Origin of the sequence: Flavobacterium marginilacus (genome assembly GCF_026870155.1) — a bacterium.
GTDB lineage: Bacteria > Bacteroidota > Bacteroidia > Flavobacteriales > Flavobacteriaceae > Flavobacterium > Flavobacterium marginilacus.
Genome location: NZ_CP113975.1, coordinates 3161248 through 3183082 on the forward strand (window position 1 = coordinate 3161248; position 21835 = coordinate 3183082).

General features: G+C 37.6%; 11 protein-coding genes. All 11 read right to left on the reverse strand.

The features are described 5' to 3' along the window. Positions 1-4: 4 nt before the first annotated feature. Positions 5-1882: a six-hairpin glycosidase gene (locus OZP07_RS13335; protein ID WP_281635478.1), complete on the reverse strand. Its 1878-nt coding sequence runs from the start codon at positions 1880-1882 to the stop codon at positions 5-7. 158 nt (positions 1883-2040) lie between these two features. Further along, a complete protein-coding gene (locus tag OZP07_RS13340) occupies positions 2041-3015 on the reverse strand; it encodes a glycoside hydrolase family 43 protein (protein ID WP_281635479.1) in 975 nt (324 codons plus the stop codon). Between the two features lie 115 nt (positions 3016-3130). Then, a complete protein-coding gene (locus OZP07_RS13345; RefSeq protein WP_281635480.1) occupies positions 3131-4705 on the reverse strand; it encodes a glycoside hydrolase family 28 protein in 1575 nt (524 codons plus the stop codon). Between the two features lie 112 nt (positions 4706-4817). Continuing rightward, entirely contained in the window at positions 4818-6209 is a 1392-nt protein-coding gene (locus OZP07_RS13350) for a glycoside hydrolase family 140 protein (protein WP_281635481.1), read from the reverse strand. Positions 6210-6342: 133 nt separating this feature from the next. Next, complete coding sequence (locus tag OZP07_RS13355) at positions 6343-9495, reverse strand: DUF6298 domain-containing protein (RefSeq protein ID WP_281635482.1); 3153 nt, start codon at positions 9493-9495, stop codon at positions 6343-6345. Positions 9496-9624: 129 nt separating this feature from the next. Continuing rightward, positions 9625-11286 carry a polysaccharide lyase gene (locus tag OZP07_RS13360; RefSeq protein WP_432419566.1) on the reverse strand — a complete coding sequence of 554 codons (1662 nt, stop codon included), beginning with the start codon at positions 11284-11286 and terminating at the stop codon, positions 9625-9627. Between the two features lie 79 nt (positions 11287-11365). Beyond that, positions 11366-12037: a DUF3826 domain-containing protein gene (locus OZP07_RS13365; RefSeq protein ID WP_228520793.1), complete on the reverse strand. Its 672-nt coding sequence runs from the start codon at positions 12035-12037 to the stop codon at positions 11366-11368. A gap of 80 nt (positions 12038-12117) precedes the next feature. Continuing rightward, positions 12118-13827, reverse strand: coding sequence for a pectate lyase family protein (locus OZP07_RS13370; RefSeq protein ID WP_194640223.1), 1710 nt, complete (start codon positions 13825-13827; stop codon positions 12118-12120). 98 nt (positions 13828-13925) lie between these two features. Further along, complete coding sequence (locus tag OZP07_RS13375; protein ID WP_281635484.1) at positions 13926-15929, reverse strand: RagB/SusD family nutrient uptake outer membrane protein; 2004 nt, start codon at positions 15927-15929, stop codon at positions 13926-13928. Positions 15930-15950: 21 nt separating this feature from the next. Further along, the gene (locus OZP07_RS13380; RefSeq protein ID WP_281635485.1) at positions 15951-19334 is read right to left on the reverse strand and encodes a SusC/RagA family TonB-linked outer membrane protein; all 3384 of its coding nucleotides are present in this window, start codon (positions 19332-19334) and stop codon (positions 15951-15953) included. A 409-nt stretch (positions 19335-19743) separates the two neighbouring features. Continuing rightward, positions 19744-21765 (reverse strand): aceric acid hydrolase, encoded by a 2022-nt coding sequence (locus tag OZP07_RS13385; protein WP_281635486.1) that lies wholly within the window; start codon positions 21763-21765, stop codon positions 19744-19746. Positions 21766-21835: the final 70 nt, after the last annotated feature.

Sequence of the window (21835 nt, forward strand, 5' to 3'; positions counted from 1 at the left end):
AAAATTATTGTTCCTTTTTAGTAACCAACGATTCAATATTAAACACCGCCTCGGGGATTAATTTTCCTGTATCCGGCAAATCTGTAAAATCCGGTGTATCGGGTTCTGTGTCTGCATTTGGTGTATAACGTTGCTCTCCCGTGCGGAACATAATGCGTGAAATTCCGTCAACCGGAGCATAAAATATCTTGTTGGTTTCCTTGCCGTCATTCACTTTTACGGTATAAGAACGGCTAGCCACATTCAGTTTAACCGTAACAGTATATTCCTTTCCGGCTTCATATTTCATAATTCCCCCAAAACGGGCGCCATTTTTTGCTTTCAATTCCCCATCCGAATCGAATTCTAAACGAATCGCAGGAAGTCCTTGCGCATTTTGAAATTCGACCTGCAGTAAACCGTGATTGTTTTGTTCGGGCTTAACGGTAAAAGTGGCTTCCATTTTTTTTGCAAACGGAATCACGCGCTCGGCACGGGAATAATCAAAAGCATCTTGATCTCTTAAAGTTAGGCTTTTTTTGCCGTCAGTTTTCTTTTCCACTTTGGCGGAAGCCCAAGCCAAATCATAGGTATTCCATAATTTTAATTCTTCGCCATTTGGTAAATCATTGAAAACATCATTGACATTTTCTTTCACTTCGCTAGTCACCGGAACCGGAATCGAAGCCACCCAAATATCTTCTTTGTTCATACTGTAGCTTACCCACAGTTTTCCGTCAGGCGGAGTTCCGTCAGTTTCGGAAATGCCTCGAACGTATTGTGGGCCTGCCGATTTGTAGTTTCCGCCGTAACGCATCGGACTCACTTCGCCGTGAACCAACAATAAATCTTTGTAGTTCAATCCGTCATCAGAAGTTGAAATAGCCAATGGCCAACGGTATTCTGACGGATTATAAACAGTTGCATAACGGTTATCCGAAGTTTTTTGTCCCCAAATCTTGGCATTGCTGTTGACAAAACCAGGCGCTCTTGTTGGGATGTATTCCCAAGTTTTTCCTTCGTCTTTACTGATGGATGTCAAAGCAAATTTCCATAAACCGACTACATTTCCGTTTGGCAAATGGTAATAATTAAAAGCTTTGTATTGTTTTTTTAACGGAATCAATTCATCATCACGATCGGCTTCTTCCACCCATTGTTGCATCAACAAAGGTTTAGACAATAATTCGTCACAAGCTTTGATAAATTTCTTGTCCTTGCTTTTGGTGTAAAACGGAAAGGTTGTTGGCAACGGATTTCCGGTTTTATTATATCGGATAAAATAAATCGGGCCAAAAGTCCCGTCTTTGTAGATTTCGCGAACGACACGGCCAATTCCTTTTCCGTCATTTGGGTCGTCTTTTTTATCCAATGCTACGCCATAATAACCCATAGCAATCAATTTTTTGTCGGAAGTAACATAAAAGCCAATGCGTTGGTGCATAATCGCATCCATATTTTTGGCAACGCCTTCCATTCCTTCTTTTTTAAAACCATCGGGAACTTTGTAAATTGGGAAAAGTACTGTAGGTTTTGTCCAAGTTACACCATCTTTTGAAGTCATTAAAAAAGTTTGACTTGGCGGAATATGTTCTCCTGTTGGATCGCTCAAATAATTCAAATAAAAGGTGTTGTTCCAATACGCCATCATCGGTTGATGATTGTAGGTCCATCCCAAACCATCGGCTTTTTCGGGATGTTCCCTGCTCGCGCGCATTATCTGTGTGGCGTGAACTCCAACTGCGGGAGCTAATTGCCCGTGGTGGTAATCAACATTCGAAAGTGTTTTTCCTGTATATCGTATGGTATCATTTTGTGCCAATGCAGAAGTTACAGCTCCGCAAGTCAATAGGATTGCTGATGCTGTTACGATATTGGTTTTTATGTTTTTAAATGCAGTCATTGTTTTTCTTTTTTGCCACGGAATTTATTCCTGAATTTGCTTACTTATTTTTTCACGCAGATTTGCTTCGCCTGTTCGCTATCGCTCGGGTCTCAGATTTACGCAGATTTTTTATTTGTATTTTCTTTTTTAATCTGTGAAATCTGTGGCATTATATTTTACTTCTTTTCAATTAATCCTTTTAAAACTTCTTCGGAAATAGTTGTAATCGTTCCGTGTTTGTGTCCTTCGGGAAGGCTTATTTTTGAGGAAACATCTTCGAATTTTACAAAATCGGAAGTACTTAGGGCTTTATAGTTTTTGGATCCGTAATTGTCATAATACAACAGCCATTTTTTACCGACTTTTACCACTGTTGGCCCTTCTGAAAGATAGGCCGTCAATGGCTCCGAACTTTTTCCGAAAGGCCCCAAAGGCGATTTCCCGAAAGCCACTTTAATGTTTCGCATTGGTCTTGTATTATCTTTTAAAACCAAAACATAATCGTTCTTGCCTTTTTTGACAATCACGCAGTCAATCACACTGAAACCGGGATCATAATATAATTTGGTATCCGAAAAGGTTTTGAAATCCTTAGTGGTTACGAAATACATTCGGTGGTTGTTTTTTTCGTCTTCCACTCCTTTTGCAAATCGGAATGGAATGGTTGATGCCCAAATAATGATGTATTCTTTCTTGACATCGTCATAGAAAATTTCGGGAGCCCACACGTTTACCACTTCGGGTTCGTGTTTCATCACGGGAATATATTGTTGTTCTGACCAATGAATCAAATCTTTTGAACTAGCATATCCAAAACCGTTTCCGCCTTTCCAATCGGTTGTCCAAACCAAATGATAGGTTCCGTCTGCGCCTTTTGTGATTGATGGATCACGCATAATTTTGGTTTCGCTTCCGCCAATTTCGGGTTTTAGAAACGATCCTTCAAGGCCTTTCCAATTATAGCCGTCTTCGCTGTAGGCGAGATACAAACCTTCAGTAGCAGGTTCCCTGAAAGACGTGAACAAATAGATTTCTTTCTTTTTTTGGGAATAACTTAATAAAGTGAAAAATAATAAAATCCCCACCCCAACCCTCCCCAAAGGAGAGGGAGCCGAGATGTGATTATTGGAATGTTTTTTTATTGTGAACATTATATTTTATATTATTTCCAAAATTGGAATAGTATTACAAATCTTGTTTCTGTCTTTTTTGCCACCAACAATTTTGTTTTGGCTCCCTCCCCTTTGGGGAGGGTTGGGGTGGGGATTATTCTACAATTGCTTTTTTATCTAAACTCGCACCTTTTTTAACTACCGTCGAAACGTTGTTGAAAACATTATTTTTTACAAAAATATTTTTCGTTTCTTTTCCGTCTGCTTCGATGAAAATATCGGTTGCATTGAAAGGGAAATTATTGTTAATCATTACATTCGAAACATTGTCCAATTTGATAACCGGAGTTCCTTTTATAGGAGTTGACGAACCTGAATTGTCAAGAATCAGATTTTTAGAATCGCTGATTTTGAAAGAGGATCCCACTGTCGCATTCACTTTTACATCGTGAAATTCAACATCAGATGCCGTGATTACTGAGAAACCTTCTTTTCCATCAATGTTGATGTCTGAAAAAGAGATATTCTGAATTGGCATTTCGGAAATTCCTCGAATAACTCCCGCTTTATTTACGTTTCCACCGGTAATATTACTCATATGAATGTTTCTGAAAATCGGAGTTCGCTCAGTAACCGGTTCCACTGCATTGTCTTTATCGTAAAACAAATCCAAAACAAAAGCTTCTTCCTTGATGTTTTTCATCACGATATTATCAACGCGAATATCTTCGACAACACCTCCGCGTCCACGAGCCGATTTGATGCGGATTCCTCTATCGGTGCCGTCAAAAACGCAGTTGGAAATAGTGACTTTTTTGATTCCGCCAGACATTTCGCTTCCGATAACGACCCCGCCGTGACCACTTAACATTGTGCAATTGGTAATTGTTACGTTCTCACAAGCTTTTCCGTATTTGCGACCGTCTGCGTCACGACCCGATTTGATGGTAATACAATCGTCACCAACGCTGATATGACAGTCCGAGATGTGCACATTCTTGCAGGAAGAAGGATTGATTCCGTCTGTATTGGGTGAATACGGATTGAAAATCGTGATTCCCGTAACGGTAACATTGTCACAGAATTCGGGATTTATTGTCCAAAAAGGCGAATTTTGGAAGGTCACACCTTCGATCAAAATGTTTTTGCAATTATACGTTTGAAAGAAAGAAGGTCTGAAAAAGTGTTTGTCAATCGTTCTTTTGTAGTAAGATTCATAAACAATTCCTTTGTTTTGTTCTACCCACATCGTTTGGTATTTGGTTTCCGGAATCGGGCCTTTGGCAGTTTCTATTCGATAGACTTCATTCCACCACGCTTTTCCCTGACCGTCGATTACACCTCTTCCTTTGATGGTAATATTTTCGGCATCTTTTGCATAAAATAATGGAGAAAATGTCTGCATAACGATTCCTTCATAACGCATTTCCACATAAGGCAGGTAATCATCAAAATTCTCTGAAAATTTCAGAAGCGCACCTGAATCTAAATAAATGGTGATGTTGCTTCTTAGTTTTAATGCTCCTGTCAAATATTCTCCGGCAGGAAAAAAGATGGTTCCGCCACCGTTTTTCGATGCTTTTTCAATGGCATTCTGAATGGCTTCGGTGCATTTTATGCCTTTGTTGTTTCCTCCTTCATTTAGGATGTTGTACCAGCCGTCATTTGCGAAAGCGGTATTCAATCCGGTGATGAAGAAGAGTAATATTATAATGTTTTTGATTTTCATGATGCTGTTTTTTGCACGCAGATTCCGCAGATTTTCGCAGATTTTTTCTCATTTTATTATTCTGATTAGACCTAACAGGTTTTAAAAACCTGTTAGGTCTCCACGAATAGTATTATTTGTTTGAAGTTAGAATCAATACCCAGTCATTTCCGTCTTCTTTTTTGCCGGAAGGCTGAAATTCTTTGGTTCCTTTATTATCAAAAACTCCAATCTTCGTTTTTTGTCCGTTTTTTGGGTCATACCATGCTGCGGTTACTTTATCCCCTGCGATTTTACCCATATTTACGGTAATTTTTCTTCCGTTATAGGTATAGATTAATGCGTAATCATTTCCTCTGGTGGCTACCTGATAATCGTATTTTTGACCTTGGCTGGCAACTAGTGACTGATCCGGAACTCTTTCTAAATAAGGAAATTCCAGCATCAGATTTTTAATGTATACCATTTGTCCGGCTCCTGGCGCATTGATGGCGTCATACCATAATTCTTTGTTTCCGTAGGCTGGTTTATCGCCTTTTCTGAACATCTGCATTACGGCGTTATGTCCATAAGTGTAACCTGCTCCGCCTGCAAAAACTGACCAGTAGCCATAACGACGAACGTCATTAGCAGTCCATTTTGGCTGTAAAGTGTCGTGCAGACCGTGTGGAATTCCTTCGTACGATGGCTCTCCGTCCAAAGTTGGTTTTGTTGGTTTTAAATCCCAGTCTCTATGAACAAATTTGTAATTATCTTCTTTAAAAGCGGTTTTCGACGAATCCTGATCGTATCTTCTGTGACCGGACTGGAACATATTGAAATCTAACCAAGATGCGTTGTGATAATCATCAGAAGAATCGGTTCTTCCGAAAGGATGGAAAGTCACCAGCTGATTTGGGTTACTCGTTTTTAAAGTGCTTCCGATGGCGTTCCAGATGTCCTGAAATTCGTTTCCGTGGGTGTCTCCTCCGTTAAGCCAAATTACATTGGTTTTGTTTTTATATCGGTCGGCTAAAAACTTCGCGTATTTAACTGCCTGTTCCTTGCTCACTTTATTCCCTTTTGAAACATTGGTTCCCCAAACCGGAACCATTGCAAGATAGATTCCGTTTTTTTGAGCTACTTCCAAAGTGTAATCTATGTGATCCCAATAATCATATTCGGGAGCATTGTCTGGATCATTGCCAGGCGAAGTAATCTGATCAGCCAGATTATCATTCATCAGGGCCTGATCGCCATACGCATTTACAGCATTCAGATTATGCAATACCATTACCTGAACGACATTGAATCCTTTTGCTTTCCTGTCCTGAAGGTATTTTTCAACACCTGCTCTGTCCAGTTTGCTAAATGTCAGCCAGCCTGTATCGCCTAACCAGAAAAATGGCTTACCGTCTTCGGTAACAAAATAATGTTTGTTTTCGGAAACTTTGATTCTAGGTAAAGCTTTTGACTTTTCAGATTGAGAAAATCCACTTTGTGCTGTCAACAGAAAGCTTATGCTCAGAGCAAATAGGTATTTCATTTTCAGGTTCATTTTATTTGTTTTTTGAGCCACGGATGGCACGGATTAAACGGATTTTACACCGGTTTTATTTTTTTGCACGCAGATCTTCCAGATTTGCGCAGATTTATTTTGCTTATTCTTTAATCAGTCGTTAATTTTTCTTCACTACGAATAGAACTTTTTCCTTGATTTCAGCCTGCTGAATTTCGACTTGTTTTCCGCCGCTGATAGTTGTTTTTTTCGTAACACTTCCATTTGAAGCATTTATTGCATATACTTCAAAAGTTCCTTTGTGATTTGATAAATCTATTGAAACATCCTGATCTTTTTTCAGATAAAACAAATAGGCATTACCTTTATTTTCCAGCGTCCAAAGGTTATCTGAAAAAGTAGTTCCTTCTGCAAATTTCATACCAATAAGGGCAGAATGAAAGGTCGAAAGTTCAATTTTTGGAACATTTGCCAAAGAAGCTCCAGCCATTAAAGCCGGCCATCCAAATCGTGGTGCTCCCATCGTGGAATACAGCACAGCTTTTTCCGGATATTTTTCACGGTACTCGCGAACGGCTCTATAAACTTGTTCATCGGTTTCTTTACCGGTTTTGATTTTACGGGCGTGCTGACGTGGTGCTAAATTTACGCCACCTTCTGGAGCATATGCCGTTCCGTCTTCTCTGTAATACCAATATCTGATATCAATTACATCAACAGTTTTAGCTCTTTCAACATCATTCAAAATAGCATCCTGAACATCTTTAGTAGCACTCAAAGCTATTTTCGATTGATTTTGATGCGACTTTTCGTAATTGGCTATGACATCAATCCAAAATTGCATAAAGCTTAAAGGACCTGTATATTCGGCACTTGTGAGTTGCAGAACGTTGGCGTTGTCTTTGAAATTTTCGAGATTTTTTTCAATGAATGCTGCGTGCAATTTACGTATATCGGCATTTTTTATATCATAAAATTGTTCGGCAAGAAAAATCCTTTTATCACCTGCATAAGGCGGTGGTTCCGGCAATCCAGTTGTGTTAATATTATTGGCTGGACGCCAAGGAGAACTTGCCCAGTGTGCTCCGGCTTCTAGAATATTATGCTGAAAATAATTTTCGTTTAAGAGAATCTTATTTTTTTGTCCTGCTAATTCTGCAAAGGTTTTCAATCGGTTCCAGTACCAGGCGTTGTATCGCGTCAAATCGTATTTGCTCAAATGATCCCACGCAATTCCCTGTCCGCTTCTGTCAAAAGGCTGTTCGTAAAAAGGTGCCCACACATCAGGATCTATTCTGCGGATGCGTTCGTGATCGGCCATTCTTTGTTCGTACCAAAGTCCGTAATTATGGTCAATCGCCGATTTATTATTTTCGACTAAATAATTTACGGTTTCTTCCAGATTATCGGTGTAACCCAATCCATAATGTCCAGGCACAAATCGGGTAATATGCGGTCTGGATTTCGAAACTTCCGATTCGCGCAAACTGCCTCTCCACCAAGGCACATCAACCACTTCTCCGGTAATAACACCATTTTCAGCAGTTAATAATCCGTTAGTCAGGGCAATTTTATTGGCACTTGTATTTGCAATTGCATCAGTTTTTACTTCGTCAATTCTTTTGGCTTTGCCATAATCAATCGAAATTGGATTTCGGGCAGATGCTTTAACGATAAACTCTTTTAAAGTTTCGTTTAATTTATAAGCTTCGGCTGTTAATTCTTTTGCCTGTTCCAATGTCGGGCTTGAAGAAGGTTCTGTACCCAAATCCATAATCTGAGCATTCATAGGTAATTTACCCAAACGCTGTTCTAGCAAAGCATAAAATAAACTTCTCGGACTGATGTGATTGTTCACGTCTTTCCAATGTCCGTTTCCTGCCCACTGCGCCCAAACTCCAAATGCCCAGTTGTTTGCCGTTGGCGGACTATAATTTTCTATTTTGGATGCAGAAGTTTCCCAGATGACGCTATTGGCAACGTTCCAGCCTAAACCTCTTCCGTCCTGTTCTTTGTTTTTGAAACTGATGGCGTTTCCGTCAATCAGCGAAACATCAAAAAGGATTCCGGTTGCCCAGCTTCCAACCGATCCGCTGAAACTAAAAGGCTGATGCGATTCGCATTGCAAAAACACATTTGGACCGGCCGTAGCGTAACCTCCGACTACAAAATCATTATATCCAAATTCCGAATAACAACGCTGAAACAAAGTCTGCTGTCCTTCGGTATAAAAAGTATTTCTTCTAAAAGAGGCAATTTCAGAAATTGGGTTCAGTGCCAGACAATCTTCAACAGTAATTCTTTTGGCTGTTTTCAAAATAGAAACTGCACCGCCTGCAAACTGTTCAAAATTGACTTGCTTTACCCAAATATCTTCCGCATTGGCTATAGAAATTCCGTGCCATCTGTGTTGTTCGTCTTTTGGATTTGTAGTATCATAATCTGATTTTAAGGTCAGGTTTTCAACGCCTGAATTATTGATTCTACCCGCCCAGATATAATTTACAACAGTTGATTTTGATAATTCTTCGTCTAAAGTATTAGTCAAAGGCGCATCAATCGTGATTTTATTTCCCTGAACATTTGTAATTTCCCTGTCGGCACGAATAACGAAATCATCGGCTTTCCATCCAATCCAGCCACTTTCTCCGCCAAAGTCATTCATTGATAAAAGGTCAATCCAATTTTTGGTGATGGGTGTATTGATTGTAATATGATCTCCTTTTTTTAAGGAAGTGCCGGTTTTTACATTTAAAACTGTTGCTCCTAATGGTGTGAAATTATCGGCTAATTCAAACTTATCTTTTAAAACTTGATTGTTGATTCCGCTAATATTGACAATTGCTTTTCGGCTAATGGAAGTTCCTAACAGCATTGTTCCGTTAGTATCAGAACCGCTTCCTCTTAATACAATTCCGCTATCCTTGATATTAATTTCGCCTGAAACTTTAAAGATTCCTTTGTCTAAAAGTACTGTTCCCTTAAAACCGTTTTTATCGGCTTTCAATTTGGCTGCGTAATCTATCGCTGTCTGAATAGTTTTTGTAGCATCACCATCAATATGGGGGACAAAAACTTTAACCGCAACATCAGGAATGGCAACCGAAGAAGCTTTATATCCGGCAAAAGAAAAATCAGGAATCTGGTTTCCTTTTGCGTCAGTGGTCTGTTCCAGTTTTCCTTCTTTAGATTTTGTAATATCAGGAAATGTGTTTTGTGCCGTACTGATATTGGCACTAAAGAAAATAACAAAACAGGATAGAACGAGTAAATCCTGTTTTGTCATTATATTTTTGAGTTGAATAAAATTCATTTTAATTTTAGATTTCTTTAGAACATAGAAAACAGAACAAAAAATATAGATTTTCTCATGATGAGTTCTCTCTTTTTTCTATTCTCTATATTCTATTTTCTATAATTTTTCTTCTATTCTTTATTAATCTTACTGCAGTAAAACTTTCGATAAAGTATCCTTATTATTTTCTGTTTTTGTCCAATCTGTTTTTCCTTTTGGATCTATACCGTTAAAATATTTTTCAATATTGGTATAACCATCACCATTTGAATCTTTATTTGCATCAGATGCATCGTTTGGATTCAGACCAAATTTCTTTTCCCAGACATCCGGGATTCCGTCATTATCAGAATCTTTATACGCTTTTCCTTTGTATTCCGGATAACCGCCTACTTGGTCAGGATGTGTGATAATTCCTTTTTTATAAGAGTCGGCAGGCAATCTTCTTTTGACATATTCTTTTCCGATTGTATTTTCCAAACCGTCTTTCACTTCTATTTTTCCGGTGCGAACCTGTTTAACAATTCTCTCATCAACTGCATCACGTTTTGGCAAAGTTGCTCCTGCATTATTCAGAACAAATTCATAGGCTTCTTCTGCTTTCATTATTGAAAACTTAGGCATTGAAAAAGCTTTCGGCTGTTTGATCAATTCTAAGAAATCTTTTGTTTCTTCTGCCGATTGGTCTTCGAGTTGTACACCGCCATTCCAGTTATCAGCTGTAACTTCTGGAGAACCTACGATGAAATTTCCGGAAACAAAAGCTCTTCCGTAAGTTTTAGGTTTCATGTAACCTGATTCCGGTTTCAGAATTCTGTAACGAATCGGCTGATCTGTGGGAGTTATTGGTCCCGGTTTAAAATAATTATTAATGATATTAAACATCGAGCGATAATCTCCTCCGTCCAGTGTACGATTCCACCAGTTGAAGATCACGTTATTCACAAAATTAAAATCGCCGTACATTCCGATAGAAGCGTTTCTTGAAATATTATCTGCCCATAAATTACGCATAAAGGTACTGTTTAATCCTCCGATAGTACTTCCAAATGCATGATTATAAGCATCTAACCCTTCGGATGAAATTGTATTTTGAATGGTAATGTTACAAGCCGGCAGTTTCTCTAGCTTTGATTTATCGTTAGCCTGAAATTGGTGTCTGTATAAAGAGATATTTTCGTCCAGTCCCCAGCTCATCGAACAGTGGTCAACAATAATATTTCCCATTGGATTTCCTCCCAACGCGTCGTCTCTTCGGGTTACCTCTGTTGCACCTCTGCGAAAACGCATGTGACGGATAATTACGTCATGTGTATCAATTTCCAAGGTTTCGCCAGCAATGCAGATTCCGTCACCTGGAGCAGTTTGTCCAGCGATGGTTACGTAAGGCGCACGCATGCTGATTCTTTTCTTCAACTGAATAATTCCTGAAACATTGAAGACAATAGTTCTTGCTCCAACGGCTTCACAGGCTTCACGGAAAGTGCCTTTTCCGCTGTCTTCCAGACTGGTCACGACAAATATTTTTCCGCAACGGCCTCCTTGAGTATAAGCTCCTCCTCCTTCGGCTCCAGGAAATGCCGGAATATCAGCCTGAACAAAATCTTTTGGATAGGATGCCCAAGGCAAGTATGGTTTGCCGTGTTTGGCTTCTTCTTTAAGTATGTTTTCGTTGTTTTTCCAAATCTCAGCCAATCGAACTTCCTCTTTTGCAAGAATGGAATCTGTTTTTGCCTGTAATGCAGGAGGAATTATAGGATATTGGGCAAAAGCTGATGAAAATGAAAAGCCTAAAATAACCGCCATCATCGTTTTTTGGAAACTTTTTTTTTGGAAAATATGCAGCATTTGAATTTTTATTAAGAATTGAATTTACGAAATTAATCGCTTATTTACCTGATTTAGCTTTTTCTCTTTCTTCAATACGCTTGTGCCAGTCAGCACTTTCTTTGTTAAGATCGTAACCTTCTTTTGATAAATAGTTGTTGATTCTACCTTTGTATTTACCAAACCAGCCATGTTTTTCCTTAGATGAACCTCCGTCCATAGCATGCTCTCTTGCTTCAACCAAGGCATCGTAAATGTATTTTTTTTGTGCTTCTGTCAAATTTGGCAGCATATCGTTATAGCCTGCAACAGTAATAGGAAGCACTCCATAAGTCATTCCGTCTTTTACTTCAATGATTTTAGCTTCGTTTAACTGAGTACCTAATTTTTTCAAATAGGACTTGTGCAGTCTGTCAATTGATTTATCAGCATCTGCTTTCAGCTTATCAATTTTCTCATTTTGTTTTTCTTTGACTAAACTGCTGTCTTCTTTTATTTTTTTAATTTCAGCATCTCTAGCATCCTGGATTTTACTCAAATCACGGAACTGCTGTGCAATGATATCGGTTACAGCAGTTTCTTTTTGTTTGTTATTCAAGGCTAATTTTTCGACAATTTTAGCTGCTCTTTCATTGGTAACCTTGATATACTCGGGGTCCGCATATTGCTGTGCGCTTAGTTTGCAAAAAGCAAAAAGCAAAAACATCAAACTTATTTTTTTTATTGACTTCATCTTATTTTATTTAGTTTTTGATAACAATCTTGTTTCATAATTCGGTAATCCTGAAACAAGATTATTGTCAAAAATCATTTTTAGTTTAAATCTAACAAAGGTCTAACTAATGTTTCTTTGTTATTGGCTAAATCTGTCCAATCCACTTTGATAGCCGGGTTTACTCCGTTAATATAGTCTTCGATATTAGAATATCCATCACCGTTTAAATCTCCTTTTGCATCAGATGGATCTTTCGGATTCAAACCATATTTTTTCTCCCATGCATCCGGCATACCGTCTTTATCTGTGTCAACATAAGGCTTCCCTTTGTATTCTGGATATCCTCCTACTTGTGAAATATCCGTGATGATTCCCTGCTTGTATGAATCCATCGGTAAACGGCGGTGTTCAAATTGATAAAATTCTTTTTTCTCCAATCCTTTTGCATATTCAGGAACACCAGTTTTCACGGTTCTTACGATTCTTTCATCAACCTTATCCCTGATTGGCAAAGTTGCTCCTACATTTTTAAGAACGAATTCATAAGCTTCATCTGCTTTCATGAAAGGACGGAACCATGGCATTGGGAAAGGTTTGTCACTTTTCATTTTATCGAAATAAGTTTTGGCTTCATCATACCCCATTAATTCTCCTTTTTTATTTTCGATCTGAATACCGCCGTCCCAGTTGTCTTTGGTTATTTTATCATTATTATTAACGATATTTCCGTTTACATAAGCTCTTCCAAAAACCATATAAGGCAATTTGCTTCTTCCTGATTCCGGTTTTAAAATTCTGTAGCTGATTGGCTGAGTCAAATCAGTAACTGGTCCTGGTTTGTAAAAGTTATTAATGATATTATAGTTGGCTGTATAATCGCCGCCATCTGTTGATCTGTTATACCAGTTGAAAACTACGTTATTTACAAAATTGAAAATCCCGTTCCAGCCGATAGATGGATTTCTGCCTGCATTATTTGCCCACATATTTCTCATGAAAGAACAGTTTTCACCGCCTAAGGTACTTCCAAAAGCATGGTTATAGGTATCCAAAGCTTCTCCGAACAGACTGTTTTGAATGGTAATGTTTACCGTACCCAATTTTACATCTGGATAACCTGCACCCGGACTGTACATGTGTCTGTACATGGACATATTTTCATCTAATCCCCAAGTAGCAGAAACGTGATCAATCATGATATTCCCAACAGGATTTCCTCCAATTGAATCATCTCTGCGTCCGACGAAAGTTTCGCCTCGACGAAAACGCATATGACGAATAACTACATCGTGAGTATTGATCCAAATAGATTCTCCCGCTACACAGATACCATCGCCTGGAGCGGTTTGTCCTGCAATCGTAATATAAGGCGCACGAATAATTAACGGCGTTTTAATTCTGATAATTCCTGATACATTAAAAACAATGATTCTGGCTCCGCCCTGTTCGCAGGCTTCACGTAAAGTTCCCGGACCTTTGTCTTCAAGGCTTGTAACGGTGTAAACATTTCCGCCACGTCCGCCATAAGTGTACATACCTCCTCCTTCAGCTCCTGGAAAAGCAGGTATAGACGCCTGTGGTAAATCGTTTGGTCTTGATGCCCAAGGGATATAAGGCTTTCCGTGTTTAGCTTCTTCTTCAATAATAACTAATGCTTTTTCCCAAGCTTCGTCCGAACGTTTATCAGCTTCATCTATAAAAGCTTTGGATTGCGCCGCCATTTCAGGACTTATTTTTGGGTACTGTGCAAAACATTGGATACTTCCCAAGAACAATAGAGAAATAGCCGATAAAGTGAAATTTTTCATGTTAATTTTTGATTATGATAATCTTTTTAAACAAATCACCTGTATCTTATGAATACAGGTGATTGGTTTTATTGTTTTTCAAATACTTTATATTATTACTATTCTTGATAATTAAAAGTTCCAGCTGTACCAACATTATTATTCCATCCTAAAGTCTGCACTAACCAAGGGTTTGATGTGAAGGCAGTTGTATTAAGACCACTAATGTAATAATTTGGATTAAATTTAATCACAGCTGGAGTACCACTAACATTATCCATAGGGGTAATCAAATTTGTACGAATAAAATTAGCATTATAAAATGTTGCCAAAGCCGTTAACTGTGTTTGAAAATTAGCAGAATCTGGGTCAGCTCCCTGGCTTGCACGAAGTGTTGCTAAAGGATCAGCAGTAGCTGTACCTTTTACTTTGCTTTCCAAATAATTCCCTGTTCGCTGTGTACCATTGATAGCTTTTAAACCTAATTTACTAACTGTACCGCCTGCAATACCAGAAAGTGAAGCATTGTCATAAAGCATCCAGCGCTGAATATCCCAGTAACGTTTTCCTTCATAAGCCAACTCTACTCTTCTTTCGTACAGACAAGCTTCAATAGCCGCATATTTATCTGCCAATGTACCAATTCCATAATTGTTTGCAGAAGGGATACCTACACGGGCTCTAATTTTCCCTAAATAAGCCAGCGTATTACTGGTTTGCCCTAATGCAGCATAACATTCTGCAATATTTAACAACAATTCAGCATAACGGTATTCCATAATGTCGGTACCTGATTGTCCATAAGTTAAAGTTCCTCCATTAGTAACTGTAGGGTTTGTCATTTTACGAACAATGGCGGGGCTTGATGCTCCAGTATTGCCATCAGAAAAATATGGTTTATTTGCAGCATCTAACCAACGGTAAGTCCAAATAACAGAAGTAGTATTTTCCTTATATGGCCATCTAACCCCAGAGAAAGCAAATGTTCTGTAAAATCTAGGATCACGGTTAACAAAAAATGTAAAATCATTATAATTACTACCAGCTGCGGTAGGTCTTTTACCATCACCCATTGGAAACAAATCTATCATTTCTTTAGGAGCAGCAACACCTCCACTGCCAGGAGATCCACCTTGACCAGCCACTCGAATCGCTTTTTCCCAGCTATTATTAATGTTTAAGGTTAAATCTGAACTTGCAATCCCACAAAGGTTAATCGCAATTGCCTCAGAAATAGGAGCATTATCTTTTATATAAAACATAGATTCCCAGTCTTTTGCAGAACTTCCGTATAAGCCGTATCCATCTTGTGTTAATTGAGTTTCTGCAGCCAGTCCAGCATCTAAAGCTGCTTGCCAACGCTCATTAGAACTATCCCAATTTTTATTAAACAAAGGACTTGCAAACGTTAAAAGGACACGAGATTTTTGTGCCAAAGCGGCCCCTCTTGTAAAACGCCCGTAATTGGCTGCGTTCCAATTTGCAGGAAGCAGACTAGCAGCCATATCTAAATCTTTTACTATTTGTGCTACTACCTCAGAAACTTTTGCTCTCGGAAGCTGAATAGCTGGATTGTCGACAGCTGCATCTTCAACAGTTGTAACAACAGGTACACCTCCATAAACACGCATCAAGTCAAAATACTGCATAGCACGCATATAATACATCTGCCCTTTTGCCTGATCGCGAAATGTTTTATCCAAATTAGCTCCTTTTACATCAATATCCTGCAATAAGATAGTACATTCTCTAATTCTTCCATAAGGATTACTCCCTTGATTTAATCCAGCTCCAATTTTCAGACCATAATAACCAGAGGCATCAATTGAATTAATATAATTATTGTTTGGATTAATTAAAGGCTGAACCCCACCTAATTCTTCGGTCATCTTACTATAGGTATCTGTATATAAACCCATTACAGTTGCTGTAGGTGATTTATAAGCTGCATAAAATTCATTATACTGATTATCAACATAATTCCCTACACGCTCTTGGACTTTCCAGAATGAATCATCGTACTTTCCATAAGGCTTCATATCTTCCAGAAAGTTATCGCTGCAGGAAGCGCCCAATACAAGCACAAGCCCTAGCGTTATATATATATTAAGTTTTGTTTTCATAATTACTATCAAATATTTAAATTAGAATGATACGTTCAAATTAACTGTCCAAGATCTAAGTGTAGGATACGGTGTAGAAGAGCTATCATACATATTACGATAATGTTCTGGATAAGGATTGTAAAAATCCCAAAGATTATTACCTGTTAGACCAAAAGATATATTCTGAATTTTTGTGTTAGCAAGAGCCTGCTTAGGAATTTCATACGCAACTGTTAAATTTTGAATATAACAACGAAAGGTATCCAATTGCCAAAAATCAGATTTATTCAATACTTCTGTCCCTGCAATATTAGGATATTTTCCATTTAGATTGTCTGCACCATACATATCACTCCAAAAAGTTTCACGTGACCAAATACTCGCAGCACTATTCCCCATTCCTATTAAATCAACAAATGTAGCACCTCCCCAAGAAGTTGCGATTTGGGTTTTAAAAGAAAGATTTTTGTATTTGAAACCCAAATTGGTATTAACTGTATATATTCTTGCACTATTTGCCAATTTCACATAATCATTTTCTTTTGCAATTTGACCATCGGCCGGACCTACAGTTCCATCAGATTTAAGTTGTCCTCCTACATCTTCATAAGCTAACGAACCTTTCAGAATTTTAGCAGGATCCACTATATTAAAATAATTTGGAGTACCGCCCACAGCATCAGCATGCTGCTTCAAATAATTCCAGTAATTAGTAATATCTGCATCAGTACGCAAAATACCATCACCTGTAGAGGTTTCTTTCCAGGTACGGAATCCCCAAACTGGATTAAATCCTTCTGAATATCCTTCTCTTCTGGCATTATTAGATGGGAAAAGGTTTCCTTGATCAGGGTATTTTGTTACTTTATTATCTCCATAACCAAAATTCACACCTATATTATAGCTAAAATCACCTTTTATTTTATCACTCCAATTTAAACTAAGCTCTGATCCCCAAGCATCATAACCTGCATAATTCTGTTCAGCAAAAGCTCCACCAATAGAAATTGGTACACCAACAGCGCTACCCATATCTGTCAAGACATTTTTTGCTATGTCATAATAGAAATCCGCATTAAATTGTAACCTATTATCTAAAAAAGCCAAATCAATACCAATATTATTCTTTATGATATTATCCCATGCTGCATCTCTGTTTGGATTCACTTCGGGAGTCAAACCTGCCCCCAACTGTCCTCCACCAGGTCCAAATGTGGCACCTTTATTGACAATAACTTGATAAAATTGATACCATTTCCAAGCCTGAAGATTGTCTTTTCCAGTTTTACCAATTGTATAGCGTAATTTAAAGAAATTCACTGCTGGTACATTCTTTTCAAACCAATCTTCCTTAGACACTACCCAACCCAATCCTAAAGTAGGAAAAGTACCCCAGTAATTTTCTGGTGCAAATTTTGTAGAAGCATCAGAACGCAAAACAAATTGTGCCAAATATTTTGATTTATAATTATAGTTAACAGTCCCAAAATATGAAAGTGTACCACCCTCTGTTCTAGCTGTTTGAGAATTTCCAGTATCTACTGTTCCTGCAGTAGCATAAGTCCCAAGATAATCTTTAGGAGTATTTATATAAAGTAAACTAACCTTTTGATTGTCATACTCTGACTTTTCAACTCCAGCCATCGCACTAATTTGATGATTACCAAAAGTTCTTTCATAATTGGTAAAAAAGTTTAATTGCGTGCTTGCAGCAAAATTAGAGTTATAGGCAACTCTTGTTGACTGTACATTGGTTTCTATCAAATAATCCCCTGCAGGATTAGTATTTACGTTATAGACACTAGGATTTGCTTCGCTTGCAAGCTTATTGTCCTGTGTTTCATAATTTCTAATTCTTGCTAAGTCATATGGTAATTGAACTTGTTCGGTATAAATAGAACTTTTTGTTTTAGCAAAATTAGCCTTAAAGGACAAACCTTTAACAGCAGCTAATTTATAATTTAACGAAGCATTCACATTAAACGAAGAGTCATCATTTGTTTGATGCGAACCATTATTTAAATTCGCAAAATAATTCCACCCAGCAATTGATGATCTATTATTTGCCGTTCCCATAGTTTTGTCAGGGCGATTAAATGGGGACGTATAATAATCTATACCTCCTACCGTAGTCTGAATTGGAATGTATTTCGGCATATGCACCAAATATCCATAATCTGCCTGTTCACCAGAAGCAGTACTTCCATAACTACCGTCGGTAATACTTGATGACGCTTTAGTGAACGATTTATCAACAAAACCAGTATTTCCAGAAATAGATGCGGAGAAATCTAAATTATTTGCAATTTTTGCATTAATTCCTGTACGATAATTCCACTTGTCATATTTTTGATAACCCATATTCGAATCTTGCGTAAGATAAGTTGCTCCTGCAAAATAGGTAACACCATCATTACCTCCATTTACATTCAATGAATGTTTTTGCTGGATGGCAGTATTCCAAGCCTCATCTAGCCAATTGTAATTCAAACTTTTCATTTCTTCCAATTCTTTTGCAGAAAACATCTTAGCAGGGTCAACTACAGCAGTTGGAAGTAATCCTCCGGTATAATATCTGTTAGCAAATACACCATACTGATAAGAATCCATGGTTTTTGTATGACTTACAGCATCGTTAATTGTTAACTGGCTATTATAACTAAATTTAGCTTTACCCGATTTTCCTCTCTTCGTCTTTATTATAATAGCACCCTGTGCTGCACGAGAACCATAAATAGCGGCAGATGCATCCTTTAGAATAGACATACTTTCAATTTCAGAAGGGTCCAATCTGTTAAAAGTATCTAATGTAGCTCTACCAGTAGCTGGATCCACCTGAATCATATCATCTATTATGACTAACGGTATAGTTGAATTCCCATCTTTTGAAAAACCAAAAGTTTGACGAATCGAGATAGCCCCAGAATCTCCAGGACGTCCAGACGAACTTGAAACATTAAGCCCTGGAACCAAACCTCTTAATGCGTCAGATAGGTTAGTCGCAGGCAAATCCATCAGCTCTTGTGGTTTTATTGTAGCAATAGCACTTGTAAGATCTTTCTTTTTCTGAGAACCGTATCCAACAACTACAACATTATCTAACTGATTAGTGTCATCTTGCAGTTTTGTATTTAAAACAGTACGTCCTGCTATTGGAATTTCTATTTTTCTCATTCCTATAAAAGAGAAAACCAAAGTTGCATCACTCTTTACAGTAATCTTATAATGACCTGTGAAATCTGTAGTAACAGTATTCTTCGATGATTTTTCGGTTACGTTAACACCTGATAAAGGTATTCCTGCATTATCAGTAACAGTACCTGTGACATTAATTTGACTGACTGCAGTTTGAGCATAAGTAAACATACTCATCAGTACAAATAAAATAACACTGCATCTTCTCACTACTAGTGTTTGTTTCATAAAATTTGTTTTTAGTTAATTGTTAATTTTCTTGGTTAGGTTAAAAAAAATAAATAAATGTTTAATAATTATCTATATCGTTTTCGATGTTTAAATGTAAAAACAACATTTATCATTTTTGTTCAAATTTATAATGATACATATCCGCATGCATCCTGTACTATGCTGTATTTGATCAATTATTAAAATAAAAGGATAATAAAAATATTTATTGCAATACAAAATTGATTTTTTTACACATATTAAAAATAAATCAAAAAAAAATCGCACAATATTATAAAATATTCAATATTTAAAATAGCGCATTTTAATCATTTATGCTATAATAAATTCTAAAATAATTATTTTTCTCACAAAAAAATTGAAAGAGTATTACATCCAAAAATTTAAATAATAATAACACTAGAAATTAGTGCGAAAGCCACACAGCCATCTCTCCTTTCCCGTGGTTTCCCCACGCATAATAAGGAATAAATTTTATAGAAACCTTCACTCCTTCGTTAGTAGAAATGGGTTGATATAATTTTTTATTCCAAGAATTATCTGATAATATTGACGAGCTGGCCGTTATACTCAATAATTCTCTATTGTTAATTTTTATAAAATCTGTCGTGAATTTAGAATTCACATTTAAAACAATATTGTTCACACTAACATTGGCCGGAAGTTCATTCGATTCCAAACAATATACCAAGGGACCGCGTTTTACAGCTACCTGATTTTTTACTTCTTCTACCAATGGATTCGCCTGCATCAATTCAACAGGCATTGGAATATTCAATTCAATAACATCTCCTTTTTTCCATTTTTGCTCTATTTTTTGATATGCACCAGAAACTATAGTTTCATTCCTATTTTTACCATTAACCGAAATAGCAGCTCCCGCACTCCAGCCCGGAATTCTCAATAAAAAAGCGTAAATGTCTTTCGGAGCTTTTATAACTTTCAAAGTAACTTTTCCATCCCATGGATAATTCGTCTGCTGTTCGATTTCAATTTTTTCTCCCGAAAGCGTAGTGGAATTCAAATTATTACTTCCGTATAAATTCACATACAACCCTTCTTTCGAAAAGCTGTAAGCATAATTACTTACTTCGGCAATCGTTCTGGTTACGTTCGGTGCACAGCAGTTCGACAAAGCGATATAACCTTCGCGTTCTTTGCTCCATCTTTGTTTGAAAGGCAGGTCATTAGAAACATTCAGCGGATTGTTATAAAAAAATTCTTTTCCATCCAGACTAATTCCGGACAGCACACTGTTATACAATGCCAATTCAACTATGTCTGCATATTTGGCATCACCTGTAATCTGAAGCATTCTCCAGTTCCACAAAACGTTTCCAATATTGGCACAGGTTTCTGTATGTGCAGTAGCATTTGGTAATTGAAAGGGCCTTCCATACGCCTGATGAATTTTCTGAACATCGGCAGGATTGTACGAAGTTCCGTCTGGCGAAACACCATCGTACAATGAACCGCAGGCTCCAGTAATATACATTTTTCTGTAGGCTACATCATCCCAAATCGATTCCAGATTATCCAATAATTTTTTCTCTCCCGTTTCAGCATACAAATCGGCTACACCGGCATACAGGTAATTCGCTCTTACGGCGTGACCCATGGCAGTTGTCTGCTGTCTAAACGGAATTCTGTCCTGATTGTCATCCGTTCCATCATTAGTAGTTCCTCTGATATCGATTAGATTATTGGCCAATTCCAGATATTTCGGATTTTTCGTGGTACGGTACATTTCAACAATCCCCATATAATGAGAAGGACAAATGGCGTTTCGGGCTAATTCAGGCGAAGCTTTTTTGTAGAAATCATATAAGAAATCAGCAACACCTTTTGCTATTTCCAAGAAATTGGTTTTCCCGGTAGCACGATAATGAATACAGGCTGCAGTCATCAAATGCCCCATGTTGTATTTCTCAAAACCCAATTGTTTTTTTACTTCCTCAGTCCCCAAAGTTCCCCAGCGCTGGTCTATCAAAACCGGTGTGTGGATGTAACCGTCTTTACGCTGTACTTTTGCAAAAAGAGCAATGGCTTTATCCATTTCGGCATCGAGTTTTTTATCGTTAGTAACGGCATAAGCCGCGGCCATCCCTTCAAAAATCTTGTAAAAATCACCATCATGAAAAGAAGGCCCTTTGAAAGTTCCTTTGCTTTCTCCTGCTGCAATTTCGAAGTTTTTATAAGCATGCGAAATCGAATCGTTATGATACAAATCCCACATATACGGAAGCGTGTTTTTGGTTTCAACATCAAATTGTTCTTTCCAAAAACCATTCGTCCACTTTACATCCTGCAATCCTACACTCTGTAATTTAGAATAAGGACTTTCGGAATTAGCAACCAGACCTTTGTTCTGCGCCAATAACGCAGTTGAAAAAAGTATGGCTGATAATATGATGCTATTTTTTTTCATTTTGATTAAATTTTAAAACCTTCTTAATCTGCAAAATCTACTTGAAAAATAACTAGCATACATTTTGCAG

Coding starts and splice junctions, on each gene's coding strand:
- OZP07_RS13385 (WP_281635486.1), bottom strand. CDS start 21,765: ATGAAAAAAAATAGCATCATATTATCAGCCATACTTTTTTCAACTGCG.
- OZP07_RS13350 (WP_281635481.1), bottom strand. CDS start 6,209: ATGAAATACCTATTTGCTCTGAGCATAAGCTTTCTGTTGACAGCACAA.
- OZP07_RS13380 (WP_281635485.1), bottom strand. CDS start 19,334: ATGAAACAAACACTAGTAGTGAGAAGATGCAGTGTTATTTTATTTGTA.
- OZP07_RS13375 (WP_281635484.1), bottom strand. CDS start 15,929: ATGAAAACAAAACTTAATATATATATAACGCTAGGGCTTGTGCTTGTA.
- OZP07_RS13370 (WP_194640223.1), bottom strand. CDS start 13,827: ATGAAAAATTTCACTTTATCGGCTATTTCTCTATTGTTCTTGGGAAGT.
- OZP07_RS13345 (WP_281635480.1), bottom strand. CDS start 4,705: ATGAAAATCAAAAACATTATAATATTACTCTTCTTCATCACCGGATTG.
- OZP07_RS13355 (WP_281635482.1), bottom strand. CDS start 9,495: ATGAATTTTATTCAACTCAAAAATATAATGACAAAACAGGATTTACTC.
- OZP07_RS13365 (WP_228520793.1), bottom strand. CDS start 12,037: ATGAAGTCAATAAAAAAAATAAGTTTGATGTTTTTGCTTTTTGCTTTT.
- OZP07_RS13340 (WP_281635479.1), bottom strand. CDS start 3,015: ATGTTCACAATAAAAAAACATTCCAATAATCACATCTCGGCTCCCTCT.
- OZP07_RS13335 (WP_281635478.1), bottom strand. CDS start 1,882: ATGACTGCATTTAAAAACATAAAAACCAATATCGTAACAGCATCAGCA.
- OZP07_RS13360 (WP_432419566.1), bottom strand. CDS start 11,286: ATGATGGCGGTTATTTTAGGCTTTTCATTTTCATCAGCTTTTGCCCAA.